The 15,316-nt window shown below is 47.1% G+C and carries 12 protein-coding genes; 8 read left to right on the top strand and 4 right to left on the bottom strand.

Annotated features, from left to right (window positions below):
- Window positions 1–4: 4 nt before the first annotated feature.
- The 5 genes from A4R26_RS27600 (at window position 5) to A4R26_RS27580 (ending at window position 6,154) form a co-directional block, all read left to right on the top strand.
- Complete coding sequence (locus A4R26_RS27600; protein ID WP_081169766.1) at window positions 5–1,354, top strand: HlyD family secretion protein; 1,350 nt, start codon at window positions 5–7, stop codon at window positions 1,352–1,354.
- A complete protein-coding gene (locus A4R26_RS27595; RefSeq protein WP_081169765.1) occupies window positions 1,351–2,787 on the top strand; it encodes a TolC family protein in 1,437 nt (478 codons plus the stop codon). The genes A4R26_RS27600 and A4R26_RS27595 overlap by 4 nt, the downstream gene beginning before the upstream one ends.
- Before the next feature lie 211 nt (window positions 2,788–2,998).
- The gene (locus A4R26_RS27590; protein ID WP_081169764.1) at window positions 2,999–3,919 is read left to right on the top strand and encodes a GlxA family transcriptional regulator; all 921 of its coding nucleotides are present in this window, start codon (window positions 2,999–3,001) and stop codon (window positions 3,917–3,919) included.
- Complete coding sequence (locus A4R26_RS27585) at window positions 3,916–5,361, top strand: serine hydrolase domain-containing protein (RefSeq protein ID WP_081169763.1); 1,446 nt, start codon at window positions 3,916–3,918, stop codon at window positions 5,359–5,361. Before A4R26_RS27590 ends, A4R26_RS27585 begins: the two co-directional genes overlap by 4 nt.
- Window positions 5,362–5,716: 355 nt before the next feature.
- Window positions 5,717–6,154 carry a CBS domain-containing protein gene (locus A4R26_RS27580; protein WP_081169762.1) on the top strand — a complete coding sequence of 146 codons (438 nt, stop codon included), beginning with the start codon at window positions 5,717–5,719 and terminating at the stop codon, window positions 6,152–6,154.
- A gap of 247 nt (window positions 6,155–6,401) precedes the next feature.
- Here the strand turns inward: A4R26_RS27580 and A4R26_RS27575 are convergent, their stop codons facing one another.
- From A4R26_RS27575 to A4R26_RS27565, 3 genes are all read right to left on the bottom strand, one after another.
- On the bottom strand, window positions 6,402–6,755 hold the full coding sequence (locus tag A4R26_RS27575; RefSeq protein ID WP_081169761.1) for a hypothetical protein: 354 nt from the start codon (window positions 6,753–6,755) through the stop codon (window positions 6,402–6,404).
- 63 nt (window positions 6,756–6,818) lie between these two features.
- Window positions 6,819–8,930 carry an endonuclease MutS2 gene (locus A4R26_RS27570; RefSeq protein ID WP_081169760.1) on the bottom strand — a complete coding sequence of 704 codons (2,112 nt, stop codon included), beginning with the start codon at window positions 8,928–8,930 and terminating at the stop codon, window positions 6,819–6,821.
- Between the two features lie 122 nt (window positions 8,931–9,052).
- Window positions 9,053–9,499, bottom strand: a complete 447-nt coding sequence (locus tag A4R26_RS27565) for a hypothetical protein (RefSeq protein WP_133054799.1) — start codon at window positions 9,497–9,499, stop codon at window positions 9,053–9,055.
- 247 nt (window positions 9,500–9,746) lie between these two features.
- On the opposite strand from A4R26_RS27565, the gene A4R26_RS27560 reads away from it, so the two are divergent.
- Window positions 9,747–10,610, top strand: a complete 864-nt coding sequence (locus A4R26_RS27560) for a hypothetical protein (RefSeq protein WP_081169758.1) — start codon at window positions 9,747–9,749, stop codon at window positions 10,608–10,610.
- 303 nt (window positions 10,611–10,913) lie between these two features.
- Complete coding sequence (gene msrA, locus A4R26_RS27555) at window positions 10,914–11,600, top strand: peptide-methionine (S)-S-oxide reductase MsrA (RefSeq protein ID WP_242675036.1); 687 nt, start codon at window positions 10,914–10,916, stop codon at window positions 11,598–11,600.
- Between the two features lie 153 nt (window positions 11,601–11,753).
- Here msrA and A4R26_RS27550 read toward each other — a convergent pair whose 3' ends face one another.
- Window positions 11,754–13,379, bottom strand: a complete 1,626-nt coding sequence (locus tag A4R26_RS27550) for an ABC transporter substrate-binding protein (protein ID WP_081169757.1) — start codon at window positions 13,377–13,379, stop codon at window positions 11,754–11,756.
- A gap of 147 nt (window positions 13,380–13,526) precedes the next feature.
- On the opposite strand from A4R26_RS27550, the gene A4R26_RS27545 reads away from it, so the two are divergent.
- Window positions 13,527–15,230 carry a M1 family metallopeptidase gene (locus tag A4R26_RS27545; protein WP_242675035.1) on the top strand — a complete coding sequence of 568 codons (1,704 nt, stop codon included), beginning with the start codon at window positions 13,527–13,529 and terminating at the stop codon, window positions 15,228–15,230.
- The last annotated feature ends 86 nt before the right edge of the window (window positions 15,231–15,316 follow it).

The raw sequence follows: 15,316 nt of genomic DNA, 5'->3' as shown, positions 1-15,316 counted from the left end.
ATATATGGACCGGTACCTATACACAGATTTTGAAAAAACGGCGACATCGAACAGCCCCGGATGCTTTTCAAAGATATACCTGTATAACCGAAGGAGCCATATCAGTAAATGGCTTTGGGGTATGCTGTTGGTACTGATCGCTGTACTCTTTTTACCATGGACGCAGAACATCAGGGCCAAAGGAACCGTAACCACGCTGCGCCAGGAGCAACGTCCGCAACAGGTGAATACGGTTATTGCCGGCAGTATTGCCAAATGGCATGTGAAGGAAGGCGATTTTGTTAACGCCGGCGACACCCTTCTACAATTGGGTGAAGTTAAAGTAGAGTATTTCGATCCGCAACTATTGCAGCGGACAAAGGACCAGATAACGGCAAAACAACAAAGCATTGACGGCTACAGGAACAAAGCATCGGCCACTTCAATGCAATCAAAGGCCCTTGAACAGGCACGCGAACTGAAGCTGAGATCAATTGAGAACAAGATTGCCCAACAGCAATTGAAGATCAGCACGGAGGAGGCCGACCTCGTAGCGGTAAGCAATGAATTGCAGGCATATCAACGGCAGATCGATGCAGCCCGCATTATGTACGACAGCGGCGCTATATCCCTCACAGAGCTGGAAAAAAGGAAAATAAACTATCAGAATGGCCTTGCAAAATTGAACAGCGCCGACAATAAATTGCAACAAAGCCGCCAGGAGCTTACCAACCTGCGCATCGAGCAGCAGGCCTCCCTGCAGGAGTATGCCGATAAAATTGCCAAAGTGCGGGGCGACCGGTATTCCTCCCTGTCCGACGCCGCCGGTTCGGAAGCCGAGCTGTCGAAACTGCAGAACCAACTGGCCAACTACGATGCCCGCAGCAAATTATATTATATCGTGGCTCCCCAAAGCGGCCAGGTTATTAAAGCCAGGAAAGCCGGTATAGGCGAATTCCTGAAAGAAGGCGATATGATCGTGGAGATCGTTCCCGATAAGATCCAGTATGCAATTGAACTTTTTGTAAAGCCGATGGACCTCTCGCTGATCAGCCAGGGACAAAAGGTGAGATTCGTTTTTGACGGCTTCCCCGCCATCGTGTTCAGCGGTTGGCCCGGCGGCAGTTACGGTACATTCGGCGGTCGGGTAATAGCTGTTGAAAATTCCGTAAGCGCCAATGGCAGGTTTCGTGTGCTGGTAGTTGAAGATGCGGCGGATAGTAAATGGCCGGCGCAGTTGCGCATAGGCACCGGCGCTGAAGGCATCATGTTATTGAAAGATGTGCCGGTTTATTACGAGCTATGGCGAAATATAAATGGCTTTCCCCCTGAATATTATCAACTGCAGGAAACCCGGCAAAAGGAAAAAAAATGATCAACACAACATTCGGCATTGGCGTGCGGCGCTTTTTATGCACCACCCTGTCACTCATAATATTACCGGCAGCCTGTTTGAAAAGCCGGGCGCAGCATAAATACCTGTTAACGGTTGAAGCGTTTGCCCAACAGGTAAAGCAATATCACCCGGTGGCAAAACAGGCTGATCTGCTTACCGAAAAGGCGAAAGCAGACCTGCTGACCGCCCGGGGCGCTTTCGACCCGGTGATTGATGCGGCTTCTGCTGCAAAAACGCTCGATGGAACTAACTATTACCGGTACACCAACCCTGAGATCAAACTTCCCACCGGCATTGGCGTTAGTATTAAAGGTGGGTACGAAAAAAGCAGCGGGCAGTACATAAGTCCCGAGCGTACCAGAGGGGTGGCCAGTTACCTGGGTATGGAAATACCGCTGTTGAACGGGCTATTGACCGACAGGAAGCGCACCACGCTTCAACAGGCAAAAATATACCTGCGGCAAAGCGAACAGGAACGGCTTGCAACGATCAACGACCTGTTGTTCAATGCTTACACCGCTTATTGGGAATGGACCGGCGCATGGTATACCTACCAGATCTATTCAGGCAACGTGAACGTTGCAGCAAAAAGGGCGCGCCTTGTAAACATCGCCTTTATGAACGGCGACCGCGCCATGGCCGATACAATTGAAGCCTGGGCCCAGTTACAAAACATGCGATTGTTGCAGAATGAGGCCATGCTCGAGCTGACCAGGAAAAAGCTGGAATTGTCTGCTTACCTCTGGACGGCAGGCGAAGAACCCTACCTGCTTCCGGATGACTATATACCAGATACCCTCCGGTTCACAGGCCCTATAATGTTACCCGATACAAGCGCCCTTTTGGCACAAACTATTTCCGCGCACCCGGCGCTGCAGATAACCCGTTACAAAGTCAGCGCACTGGAAACCGAACGCAAACTTAAATTACAGAACTTTCTGCCTGCTGTTACCCTCCAGGCCAATCTGCTTAGCAAAGACTATTACCAGTTCAAGGGCATGTCATCATATTATCTTGAAAATAATTATAAGCTGGGTGTCAATGTAAAAGTGCCGTTGCTATGGCGCCAGAACCGGGGCGAATACAGGAATGTATTGTTGAAGATCAGGGATAACAACCTGGAACTGGATAATAAATTATGGGACCTGCAGAATAAAATAAGAAAATATTACAATGAGGCCATTCAGCTGCAGGGGCAGCTGCAGGCGGCCCGCGAAATGAATAAAGCCTATGACTTCCTTTTGCGTAATGAAGAGTTGAAGTTACAGCAGGGTGAAAGTTCCCTCTTTCTGATCAATGCCAGGGAAAATAAAACCCTTGAAATGCAACAGAAAGTGGTAGAACTGCAGGTGAAGTATCGTAAAGCCGCTTACGGCATACAATGGTCGGCCGGGATGATGGCAGCACAGTAACACGGTATACATCTGACTACCTGTGAAACGTGTAAACATTCAACGCTTACATGAAAATGGAATTTTCCGCTAACTGATATTATATGGCCCCGCCCCGGGGCCTTTTTATTTTCCGGTTATGCAGCCTGCGCCCATTATGTCCGTTTCTGACGCCCCGGTGTCTGCCAGTTCCCCTCAAACGTTGGTATTTTTGTTGTAACAAGCCTGTTTTATGAAAATAGCGTTTATAGTACCTCCATTTGTTGAAATACTTGACCTGGCCGGGCCCGTGCAGGTATTTACCGAAGCAAGGTACTATGGCTTCGAAGTGGAGCTTGAATTTTATTGTTTGGAAGAAACCAGCGTAAGTTCCTCAGGGCTTCCGTTTGGTAAAGTCAGCCACTTCAGTGAAGCTAACCTGTTGAACGGGGACTATCTGTTTGTGCCTGGCATGGATTTTCAATATGTCAGCAGCAGTGCTTTCAAAACGCAGCATGCATTCTTTAACTGGCTGAAACAATGTTCCGGTGAAGGCACTTTTATTTGCGCGGTTTGTAACGGCGCCTTTGCCTTAGGTTATGCGGGCCTGCTGAAAAACACCGAGTGCACTACGCATTGGAGAAGAATAGAAACGCTTCAGCAAACTTTCCCGGAAGCAAAAGTACTAACTGATATTCTGTATAAAAAAAGCAACAACGTATATACCAGCGCAGGCATCAGCGCCGGCATCGACCTTTCGCTGGCTATCCTCGAAGAGTTGAAGGGCGCCCTGTTTACACATAAGGTAGCCCGTGGGCTGGTTGTGTACCACCGCAGAAGCCAGCACCATTCACAGCAAAGTGTTTACCTCGATTACCGCAACCATATTAATCCAAACATACATACGGTACAGGACTATCTTATTGAACATCTCGCAGAAGAAAACTCCATTGACAACCTGGCGAAAATGGTTGCCATGAGCCCGAGAAACCTGAGCCGGGTATTTAAGGAAAAGACCGGTACTACCATACTCGAATACCTGACGTTATTGAGACTAGAACTGGCGAAAACCATGCTCAATAACCCTGATTTCACCATTGAATATATTGCTTCCCGCTGCGGATTCAAAACCGCCAGGCAGCTTCAGCGAATCTTAAAAAATACAGACCAATGAAAAAACATTTGCACCTGCTCCTTCTAATTAGTGTCGTGAATTGTTACGGTCAGCAAATTCCCTGGAAAATAGCTACACCTGAATCACAGGGAATGAGCTCGCTGTCACTATCAAGTGGTATCAGGGATCTGCAACAGGCCGGCACAAATATCCATAGCCTTTTAATCATCAGGAACAACCATGTGGTGCTCGATGCCGCTTTTTATCCTTACCGGCAACAGTATGCACATGATCTGGCGTCGGTTACCAAAAGTGTTGTGTCGCTCCTGACCGGCATTGCTATCGACAAAGGATTTATCGGGAGTGAGCATGATACGGTAATCAATTACTTTCCGGAACATCCTGTAAAAGACAGCACGCTCAAACTCCTGACCATAAAAGACCTGGTGAATATGGCATCGGGCTTCCAATGCAGTTGGGCCAATGGAGAAAAAGAACTGGAGCATATGCAGGACCAGGCAGACTGGGCAGGGTTTATGCTCGGTCTTCCCTTCTCATCAAAACCAGGCGAAAAATTTTCTTATTGCAGCGGCAATTTCTACCTGCTTGCAGAGATCCTGCAAAGGGCCACGAAAATGAACTGCCACGATTTCGCAAGGAAATACCTGTTCGATGTACTTCAGTTTAATACAACATACTGGGACAAAAACAAAAAAGGCGTCAATCATGGCTGGGGCGATCTCTATATGCGTCCTTATGATCTGGCTAAGATCGGTTCTTTGTTATTGCGGGAAGGAAAATGGCAAGGGAAACAGGTTGTTCCTGCAAGTTGGATACAAAAGATCCAACCCTTATATTATGTACACAAAACAGAATCGTATGGGTATGGCTGGTGGCTCGACAGTGAGAACCCACATGAAATACAGGCTATGGGAAGAGGCGGGCAGCGGTTGTTCGTGCTGAAAGACAAAAATGTGGTTATCGTAACAACAGGCGGCGGATTTGATGCCGGCGAAATGGACAACCTGGTAATGAATGCCATAGCAGCCTATAAGCCGGAAGAGAACCACTATACCGAATTACTGCAGCAGGTAAAGCAGATCCGGTTGCCTGACACCGGTAGCAGCCCTGAAAACAATTTTTCAACGGGTATGCTCAATAAAACCTTCCGCCTGGAAAAAAATGGCCTTGAGATAACTGCTTTCCGGTTCGAAAAGGGCAGTAAAGATCACTATCTAATTCTTGACATGGAAGATGGCGGCAAACAAAAACTGGCGATGGGAATGGGTAACCGGTATGTGATCTCCCGTGAACATCTGTTTGGTTTACCCGTTGCACTCAGGAGTTGTTGGGTAAAAGAAAAACTTCATGTTGAATACAATAGCCTCACCGGCATCAACCTGTACAAATTTACTTTCATTTTTGATAACGATAGTGTTGATTTCAATGCCCGGGATATAACCAACAAGCGTAACATATCGCTAAAAGCCAGGGCTGAATAAAATAAAGAAGAGTCTCTAGATTTGAAGAAACCGCCTCTTTTTTATTGTCAGTCCTCAAAACGCATTCAGCCCGCAGCATGTGGTTCACCATACTGCCGTAATATTGTCCCCGCCTGCCAATATTCTGGAAATCAGGGATGAATACGCATTTTGCAGGATATTATCGCCTTTCCGGGTTAACGCATTATTTTAAAGCGGTACGATCTCCTATCTGATATTCGTCAATATTTCCCCCGGCTGCGGTTATTTAAACAGAAAAATTCCCGCTTTTGCCATAAAAAGCCCGTCCAGCCTTGGTTTTCCATACCATTTTTTGTAATTTCCGATAAATGATTGTTCACCAAAACATTGCTGTATGACTAAAAAAGTGGCCGATGTTCTGCTTCGTAAAGGAAGCCATATTACTACTGTTACAACCAATACCACCGTATTGGAAGCACTGCGCATCATGGCCGATCAAAATATCGGTTCCGTGATGGTTCTGGAAGATGGCCACTACCTGGGCATTGTTACTGAACGTGATTACTCGCGCAAGGTTGTTCTTCTTGGAAAATCGTCTACCGACACCAAGGTAACGGAGATCATGAGCTCCGATCTGCCGCGGGTTACTCCCAACGATACTATTGACTATTGCATGCAGTTAATGTCAGACAAAAACATTCGTTACCTGCCCGTGTTCGACGATAACCAGGTAACAGGCATTCTTTCCATCAATGATGTGGTTAAAGAAACCATCCTGTCGCAACAGGAAACAATCAGCCAGTTAAAAGATTACCTGCACTCCAGCTTATAAAGCCGGCGGGCTATTCCTTTTTGAGAAGACACTGCAAATGTAAAGCCCCGTTAGGTTAAACGGGGCTTGCTATTTAATTGATATTTGTGATTATTTGTGAAACGCTGATGGCGAGTTGACGGGTTAACAAAGCCTGCCCCCGATGAAGTCGGGGTTGACAAGGCAGCAACCTAATAACTCAATAACTCAATAACTCAATAACTTAATAACTCAATAACTCAATAACTCAATAACTTAATAACTCGTCTTAATTCCTCGCCATCCTGAATTTTCTGTATCCATGCTTCGACATTACCTCAATTACCGGTTTATATTTCTCAAATGGCACATTGCCGGTATGGATCGTTATGCGGTCTGAATCGATCATGGCCCTGTTCGCTGCAATAAATGCATTCACCCCTGCCGCATCCCTTACAGTGGCGGCCCTGTCCTGCACCTTTAACTTAAACGTACTATCCAGTATGGTTACAGATAAATAAGTACTGTCTTCATCAGGAGCAGTGCTGTCCGATACCGGTACTTCCACTACGGTATCTTTAGCAGGCTGATAACCGCAGGCCGCCGCCCCAAGCAACATTAAACCCACAATGAAATTACGCATGGCTTATTTTTATTTGTATTCCATTATCACATTATCACATTATCACATTAGCTAATTAGCTAATTACTCTTCCGCTTTCTCCGTTACCACAACCAGGTCATCTACCGATACGGTAATAGGCATAAGCCCCAGTTGCACCACCGCTTTCTTTCCCCGCAGCTCTTTTACCTCGCCTACCTGGTGGTTCTTTTTCATCAGTACTTTATCGCCCACCTGCACTTCACCGCCTACTTCATCATATTTTGAGTTCAGTTTCTTTTTCACTTTTTCGGTACTCTGTTTCTGGTGCTGTTTGAACAACAGGGCCTGCATTTGCTTTAACAGCTCTTTCTTATCTTCCTGCGCCTCGGCTTTCTTCCAGTCGAACACCAGCTGTTTCAGCTTGCGCTCCATATCTTTCAGGTAAGCGATGCGGTCTTCGGTTATGCGGTTCTGATGCTTCAGCAACTCTACCTGCTGGCGGTGCCGTTCCTGGTTGATGGTCTGCTGCATTTCCTTATGCAGTTTCTCATTCTCTTTTATCAGCTTTGCCAGTTCTTTTTCCTTCTTTTCAATTTCACGCAGGTCCTGCTCGGTGCGGTTCAACAGTTTATCGAGCTTGAAATGGTCTTCATCTACAAGGGCGCGGGCGCGGTTTATCAACCTGGCCTCGAGCCCTATGCGCTCGGCAATGGAAAAGGTATACGAGCTACCCGGTTTTCCAATAGTAAGCTTATATAGCGGCATCAGGTTCCTTTCATCGAACTGCATGGCCCCATTGATGATACCCGGCGTTTTGTTGGCCATCACTTTAAGGTTCAGGTAGTGCGTGGTAACAATGCCCATGGCATGTTTATGGCCCAGCTCCTCCATGATCACCTCGGCAAATGCGCCGCCCAAATGAGGGTCGCTGCCGCTGCCCAGCTCATCGATAAAGAACAGGGATTTCCCATTCGCATTTTCCATAAAATGTTTCATGTGCAATAAGTGCGAACTGTAGGTGCTCAGGTCAAACTCGATGCTTTGCGTATCGCCGATATGGATCATGAGCTGTTTAAAAATACCAAATACCGATGTGGGGTGCGCCGGTACCAGCAAACCGCTCTGGATCATCAACTGCAACAAACCAACCGTTTTCATGGTAACGGTTTTACCACCCGCATTGGGGCCGGAAATAACCAGGATGCGCCGTTTTTCATCGAGCGTGAGATCGGTTGGTATGGTTGGCTTTTTCGATTTCTGGTTGTACAGGTACAACAACGGATGATAAGCCTGTACCAGATGCACATGCGCTTTATCGTTGATCAAAGGATAAGCGCCATTCATATCAAGCGCCAGTTTGGCCTTTGCCCGTATAAAGTCAAATTCACCCAGCATCCCGTGCCAGGTTTTCAGCAATGGGGCATACATGGCCAGGCGGGCGGTCAGTTGCTGCAGAATGCGGTATACTTCGCGGCGCTCTTCATTTTCCAGTGAAAAGATCTCGTTGTTGAGCTCGATCGTTTCTTCCGGTTCTATGAACGAAGTGCGGCGGGTATCGCTTTCGCCATGTAAAATACCTTTTACCTGGCGCTTTTGCTCTGCTACGATCGCCACAACGCGACGGCCGTTCAGAAAGGCTTCGTCGATATCGGCGGTGTAACCTGCTTTGCTCAATTTCTGAACGATCTTATCGAACATGCGGCGCAACTCTGTACGGCGCCGGTACAGGGTGGCGCGAATACGTGCCAGGTCCTCCGATGCACTGTCCTTCACTTCGCCATTTTCAAGCAACACATCATCGATGAGCTCCATGATCACTTTTTCATAATAAGTGTCACCGATCACTTTTACCAGTGCGGGATATGCCAGCCGCCGGTCATTATCGAACCAGCGGAAAATGTTCTGCATGCTCTCCGCCAGTTTACGCACCTGCATAAACTGTTCACCAGTGAGCACACCGCCGGGAATAGCGAGTAACCGTAATTCTTTTGATAAATTGAGCACGTGGTCGTTAGGGAAATACATGCTGTGCTCTATCAGTAATTTGTATTCGTGGCTTTGCTGTAACTCCAGTTCAATAAACTCTTTGCGGGTATGAATACGCAGATCAAGCGCTTTACTTTTCGCATACTCCGTTTTACAATGCTCTTCCAGCAATGTCTTTACTTTATCAAACTCCAGCTGTGATAACGCCGATTCAGGGAAAAACTTCATATAATAATTCCTCTCGAACCGGCAAAGGTAAAAAGAAAGTTTGTGGTTTGTGGTTTATTGTTTGTGGTTACTCCCTTTCCCCGGGTCGCAAAATAAAATTCAACCTGTTGATTTTCCGCGCCTCACATATTGTAATGCGCAGGCTTTTTCAATAGCTGAACAACAAAATATCCCAGAAAAATAACCTGGGTTACCAGGAACCCTGAGGCGGTGATCACCCGCACCTGGTCGTAAAACATCAGTTTGTCGAGCTGGCTATCTGAATACCCGGCCGCAGAGCCGCCGCCCAAAAACCCGCTTGCCCATGAAATACCGAATAGCAGGATAGTAAGCACCATATAAGCAATCGCAAACTTTGTATGTATCGTTTGATGCCGCCGCCTGATAACCTTAAACACCATAATTACCACAAGCAGCCATGCTAAAAAGCAGCCCGTAATAATTGAGTTCTTTATTACATAGAAGGTATCGTTCCAGTGAATATCGGTAGGTGTATCGCCATACTTTGAGATACTGCAGAAGATCAATACCAGTACAGGCCAGAAAAGGAGATTTTCGACTTTTTTCATATAAAACAACGCTATCCGAACGCGCCAATGCAATTTTTTATTGCAGCCCCGCCGTTGGTTTCCTGCAATAAAAACTAACCCGGAAGATCAGGTAGAAGAAAAAGGGGATGAATCAATAATTGACTGTGCCCGGCCGGCAACAACAGTTAATATATTTACGAAATATGATATATCATAATTACCTGTTTACCCGTTTTAAACCTTCTTTCCCTTAACCTGTCTGAAAAAACAAATCAATTGAATCAGTATGAAGTATCTTTTACCCGGAGTGCTTATGCTTTTAACCATCAGTACTTTAAAAGTACAGGCCCAGCACCAGACCCCCGACTCTGCCGCTTTACCCGGCGATAATTTCAGCCTGCAGGGCGCCCTCGACCTGTTCAAAAAAGCAGGTTCGCCGGAAGAGTTTGAAAAACTGCTCAATACAGAAGATAGTAAAGTAAATAACCTCGACCTCAACGAAGACGGCCATACCGACTATATTAAAGTGGTAAGCAAACGCGAGAACGATGTGCAGATCTTTGTTTTGCAGGCGTTGGTGTCAGAGAATGAAAGCCAGGATATTGCCGTTATTGAACTGGAAAAAACCGGCTCTGAAAACGCCGTTATCGATATTGCAGGTGATGAAGATATTTTTGGCGAAGAGATCATTGTAGAACCTGAGGATAACCAGGGTAATGCGTACAATGTAAACAGGTTCAGCGCTGGCGCCGGGCCGGATGCCGAATTCGCCGTAAATGGGATCGTGGTAAACGTTTGGGGCTGGCCCTGCGTTCGTTATGTATATGCGCCAGCCTACGTAGTTTGGGTTTCACCTTTCACCTGGCGCGCCCGCCCGGTTTGGTACCGTCCCTGGCGCCCGATGCCCTATACCGTTTACCGCCCGCTGCGCTTCCGCTATCGCCCGCATTATGCAGTAGTTACCACCCGCCGGGTGGTAGTGGCCCCCCGCATTTACAAACCGATGCGCGTAACCTCGGTAACGGTAAGAACCCGCCATCATGTAGCCGTTAACAATTACCGCGTTACCCGCAAAACAACTACCGTTCAGGGCCGGCATGGCAGAAAATATACACGCACTACCACAACGGTTCGTCGTAGGAGAAGGTAAAAGCCAATTAGCTAATTTGCTAATTCGCTAATTGTATTCCCGTATTTCATTAGCACATTATCGCATGGACAGATTAGCTAATTAATTTTGAATATCCCAGGTATAGTTTAAACTGCGTTCGCCCGGCGAATGCAGTTTCTTATTTTCAGGCATCAGCGTTGCCCCCGCATAACCATTGCTTACGCCTAAGCATTCACTAAATTGCATTCAATTAGCACATCAGCTAATTATCAAATTAGCTAATCGTTAACATCCCGCGCAGCACACCCGGCGTATATAGTGTGTTCTTTTAAAAACAATACAATGATACATCTGTTAAAACAACATGGAGTGAAGCTGGTATTTACCGGTGTGCTGGTGACAATGGCTACCCTTTTCTCCTGCGCACAAAAACAAAATGCTAAAAAGAATATAAATAAGGATATGACAACAAACACAAATGGTTCTGTAAACACCCCTACCGATACCGCTACCTTTGGTACCGGTTGTTTCTGGTGTACCGAGGCCATCTTTCAGCAACTGGATGGGGTGTATTCAGCTACGTCGGGTTATAGCGGCGGGCATGTAAACAATCCTTCCTATAAAGAAGTATGTACCGGCACAACAGGTCATGCCGAAGTGATACAGGTAGTGTACGATCCCAAAAAGATCACCTTTGATGAGTTACTGGAAGTATTCTGGCAAACACATGACCCTACCACACTCAACCGCCAGGGCAATGATGTAGGCCCGCAATACCGCAGCGTGGTCTTTTACCACAATAACGAGCAAAAAGAAAAAGCCGAAAAATATAAGGGGGAACTCGATAAAAGCGGCGCCTTTAACAACCCCATAGTAACGGAGATATCTCCTTTCTCAAAATTCTATGTGGCTGAAAACTATCACCAGGATTATTACAATCAGAACGGCTCACAACCATATTGTAATATAGTGATCAGGCCGAAAGTTGAAAAGTTTAAGAAAGTCTTTAAAGACAAACTGAAACATTAAATTATACAGTTTGTGGTTTATGGTTTGTTGTTTATGGTTCTTTAATTCGAAACTCATGACTACATTTTAACCGGTCGAATGCGGCAGAGGATGTTTGAAATTTGTTTTGAGTGCCCTGGCGCGAAGCAACAACAAACCACAAACCACAAACTTTTACTTAAAATACGTTCGCCTCAATTCGAGCAAATTAAGTCCGTTAGGATGGAATCCCTGTACATTCGGTTGTACTAAACGAATCACCTCATCGTACCACAGTGGTACAACCGGCGCATCGTCGATCACCATCTGGTCCATTTGCTGATATAATTTATACCGCACGCTGTCGTTTTCGGTTACCATTGCCTGGTTGTACAGGGCATCGAATTGCGGATTGTTGTAACGGGTATAATTAGGCGGGGCCGGATTATCGCCGTAGAACACGCTCAGGTAGTTTTCCGCTTCCGGAAAATCGGCTATCCAGCTTCCCCTGAAAAACAATGCTTCCGACTTAGCGGTATGCTCAAGCAACAAACTTTTCGGTATCACTTCCACCTGTAGCTTTATTCCCACCTCTTCGAGCTGGCGGGCAATAAAACTGGCTATATCACTGTAAATGGGAATGGTAAGCAGTTTTATTTCAGGTAATCCTTCGCCATCGGGAAAACCGGCCAGCCGCAATAACTCCCGTGCTTTGGCCGGGTCATACTTATATCCCTTTACAACACCTGAATCGAAGGAAGGCAACCCGGCCGGAATAAACCCGCTTTCAGCCGGCATGCCTTTCGAATTGTACAGGTACATGATCATCTTGCGGCGGTCGAACCCGTGGTTGATGGCCTGTCTTACCTGTTTTATGCGCAGGGGCGAATTGACCACCAACGGGTTATCTTTTTCCATCAATATGCCAAGGTATTCGGTATTGAGATAACTGTGTTTCGATAAAATGATCTTACCCTGCCAGTCTTTCCGCAACTCGCCTTTTTTGGTAAGGATCTCATCCTTGAAAGAAGGGTCGATATCGTTTATGAAATCGAGTTTACCCTGCTGGAACAACAGGAATTCCGTGGCCTTGCTGTCGTAAAAGGTGATCTTGAGCCCATCGAGATACGGCAGGGGCTTACCCACGCTGTCGCGCTCGAAATAGTGCTCGTTTTTCTGCAGTATCATTGCCTGCCCTTCTTCCCAGGCCCTGAATTGAAAGGGCCCCGTTCCGCAGGGGTGGCTGCGAAAATCGGCCCCGTACTTTGCGATCACTTCTTTGGGCACTATAGAGCAATATTGCATGCTCAGCAGCCCTAAAATGGGCGCAAAAGGCACTTTTAACGTCAATTGAAAGGTAGAATCGTCCAATGCCTTAAAACCATGGTCATCGTTCACGCGGTCATTGAAGATCCAGGCGCCGCTGCTGGCCGTGGCCGGGTCGATGATGCGGTTAAAGCTGTATTCCACGTCAAAGGCCGTGAGGCGGCGGCCCTTACCCTGGGGAAAAGCATCGTTATCGTGAAAAAACACCCCGGGCCGCAAATGGAACGTATATACTTTTCGGTCGGCCGATACATCCCAGCTGTATGCGAGGGAAGGAACGATCTGCAGGGCGTCGTTGGTTTCTACCAGCGTATTGTACAACTGATGCACCGCCCAGATGATGCTCTGGTTCTTGGCAAAAGCCGGGTCGAGGGTGGCAATTCCTGTAGTTTCATTATAGTGGAACACCTGCTTATTACCGTTTGTACGGCTGCCGCAGGCACTGAACAAAATAGCGCCGGAAAAGACCGCAAAAAATATAACTTTACCATTCATAATGTGCAAATTAGTAATGCCCTACCGTATAAACCGCGGAGGCCGTAACAGCCAGATGGCGGGCAATTTTCAGAGCCCCCATTTGTCTGGATTTGCCGATCCCGACAAATATCGGGACAAGTTTTGCTAAATTTAAAATTTATCAGAGTGATTAAAGTAAAAGATCGCCGCATATCCCAGACTTTTTCATTTCTTATTTTTCATTTCTCATTTCTCATTTTCGTGGCGTCTTCCTGCGCTGCACAACCGTTAAGCAGTAAAAAACAGTTTACACACCAGGATACCCTGCGGGGAACCATTACGCCTGAACGGGCCTGGTGGAACGTATTGCGGTACGATGTTCAGGTGACACCTGATTACAGGGAAAAATCAATTCAGGGAACCACCCGCATTACCATCTCCATTCTGAAAGCAGGCGATAAACTGCAGATCGATCTGCAGGAGCCTTTGGTCATAACCGCGGTTTCGCTGGCGGCACAATCCGGCAGTAGCCAACAACTCGCCTTTCAGCGGGATGGAAATGCCTGGTTCGTTACCATGCCTTCGCTGCCCGTTAAAAGTATACAAACCCTTGAAGTAAATTACCATGGCAAACCGCGGGAGGCCGTTCGCGCCCCCTGGGATGGCGGCTGGATCTGGAGTAAGGACAAACAGGGCCGCCCCTGGATGAGCGTAGCCTGCCAGGGGCTGGGCGCCAGCGTTTGGTATCCCTGTAAAGATCACCAGAGCGATGAGCCCGATAACGGCGCCAGCCTGAGCATCACCGTTCCCGATTCACTTGTTGCCGTTGGCAATGGCCGGCTTCAGCATAAAACCGCCAATAACAACGGCACTGCCACCTATACCTGGGAAGTAAAGAACCCTATCAATAATTACAATATCGTCCCTTACATTGGCAAATACGTAACATGGCATGAAGACTATGCGGGCGAAAATGGCAAACTCGATTGCGATTACTGGGTGCTCGATTACGACCTTGAAAAAGCCAAAAAGCAATTTACCCAGGTAGCGCCCATGCTGAAGTGTTTTGAATACTGGTTCGGTCCCTACCCTTTTTATGAAGACGGCTACAAACTGGTTGAAGCGCCGCACCTCGGCATGGAGCACCAGAGCGCGGTAGCTTACGGCAACGGTTTTCAGAACGGTTACCTGGGCCGCGATCTGTCGGAAACCGGCTGGGGCAACAAATGGGATTTTATTATTGTGCATGAAAGCGGGCACGAATGGTTTGCCAACAACATCACAACGAACGATATTGCCGATATGTGGGTGCATGAAGGCTTTACCAACTATTCGGAAACCCTGTTCACTACCTGCGAATATGGCGTTGAAGCCGGTAATGCCTATTGCATTGGCACCCGTAGCGGTATAAAGAACGATATTCCTATCATCGGTGCGTATGGGGTGAACCAGGAAGGCAGCGGCGATATGTACCCCAAAGGCGGCAACCTGTTGCACCTCGTAAGGCAGATCATCAACAACGATTCTGTCTTCCGCAATATCTTACGCGGACTGAACAAAACTTTCTACCACCAGACAGTTACCTCAAAAGAAGTGGAAAAATATATTAGCCGCCAGGCGGGCATCGATCTTTCAAAGGTTTTTGATCAATACCTTCGCACCACACAGATACCGGTACTGGAATACAGTCTGAAAGGAAAAGACCTGCGGTTCCGTTTCACCAATTGTGTAAAAGGGTTTGGGATGCCGGTAAAAGTAAAACTGGGCAATGAGGAGAAATGGATCAGGGCGCAGGAAGACTGGACCATAATTTCGGGCAACAGCAATACGGGCAGCTTCAGCGTGGATAAGAATTTTTATATCACCACTAAAAAGCTGAAAGAAGGCTAAATGCGGAACGCCGAAAGCTGAACGCAGAACCCTAAAGGCTGAAGGCTTACCCTGACTTTGAGTACGCTGAGTTTATTCGGGAAGCG

Origin of the sequence: Niastella populi (assembly GCF_002078015.1) — a bacterium.
In the GTDB taxonomy this organism is placed as follows: domain Bacteria; phylum Bacteroidota; class Bacteroidia; order Chitinophagales; family Chitinophagaceae; genus Niastella; species Niastella populi.
This window is presented reverse-complemented; position numbering and strand designations above follow the sequence as displayed.

What these genes read in the sequence shown, in the direction of transcription:
- A4R26_RS27600 (WP_081169766.1), top strand. Translation starts at nt 5, where the DNA reads ATGGACCGGTACCTATACACAGATTTTGAAAAAACGGCGACATCGAAC.
- A4R26_RS27595 (WP_081169765.1), top strand. Translation starts at nt 1,351, where the DNA reads ATGATCAACACAACATTCGGCATTGGCGTGCGGCGCTTTTTATGCACC.
- A4R26_RS27590 (WP_081169764.1), top strand. Translation starts at nt 2,999, where the DNA reads ATGAAAATAGCGTTTATAGTACCTCCATTTGTTGAAATACTTGACCTG.
- A4R26_RS27585 (WP_081169763.1), top strand. Translation starts at nt 3,916, where the DNA reads ATGAAAAAACATTTGCACCTGCTCCTTCTAATTAGTGTCGTGAATTGT.
- A4R26_RS27580 (WP_081169762.1), top strand. Translation starts at nt 5,717, where the DNA reads ATGACTAAAAAAGTGGCCGATGTTCTGCTTCGTAAAGGAAGCCATATT.
- A4R26_RS27575 (WP_081169761.1), bottom strand. Translation starts at nt 6,755, where the DNA reads ATGCGTAATTTCATTGTGGGTTTAATGTTGCTTGGGGCGGCGGCCTGC.
- A4R26_RS27570 (WP_081169760.1), bottom strand. Translation starts at nt 8,930, where the DNA reads ATGAAGTTTTTCCCTGAATCGGCGTTATCACAGCTGGAGTTTGATAAA.
- A4R26_RS27565 (WP_133054799.1), bottom strand. Translation starts at nt 9,499, where the DNA reads ATGAAAAAAGTCGAAAATCTCCTTTTCTGGCCTGTACTGGTATTGATC.
- A4R26_RS27560 (WP_081169758.1), top strand. Translation starts at nt 9,747, where the DNA reads ATGAAGTATCTTTTACCCGGAGTGCTTATGCTTTTAACCATCAGTACT.
- msrA (WP_242675036.1), top strand. Translation starts at nt 10,914, where the DNA reads ATGATACATCTGTTAAAACAACATGGAGTGAAGCTGGTATTTACCGGT.
- A4R26_RS27550 (WP_081169757.1), bottom strand. Translation starts at nt 13,379, where the DNA reads ATGAATGGTAAAGTTATATTTTTTGCGGTCTTTTCCGGCGCTATTTTG.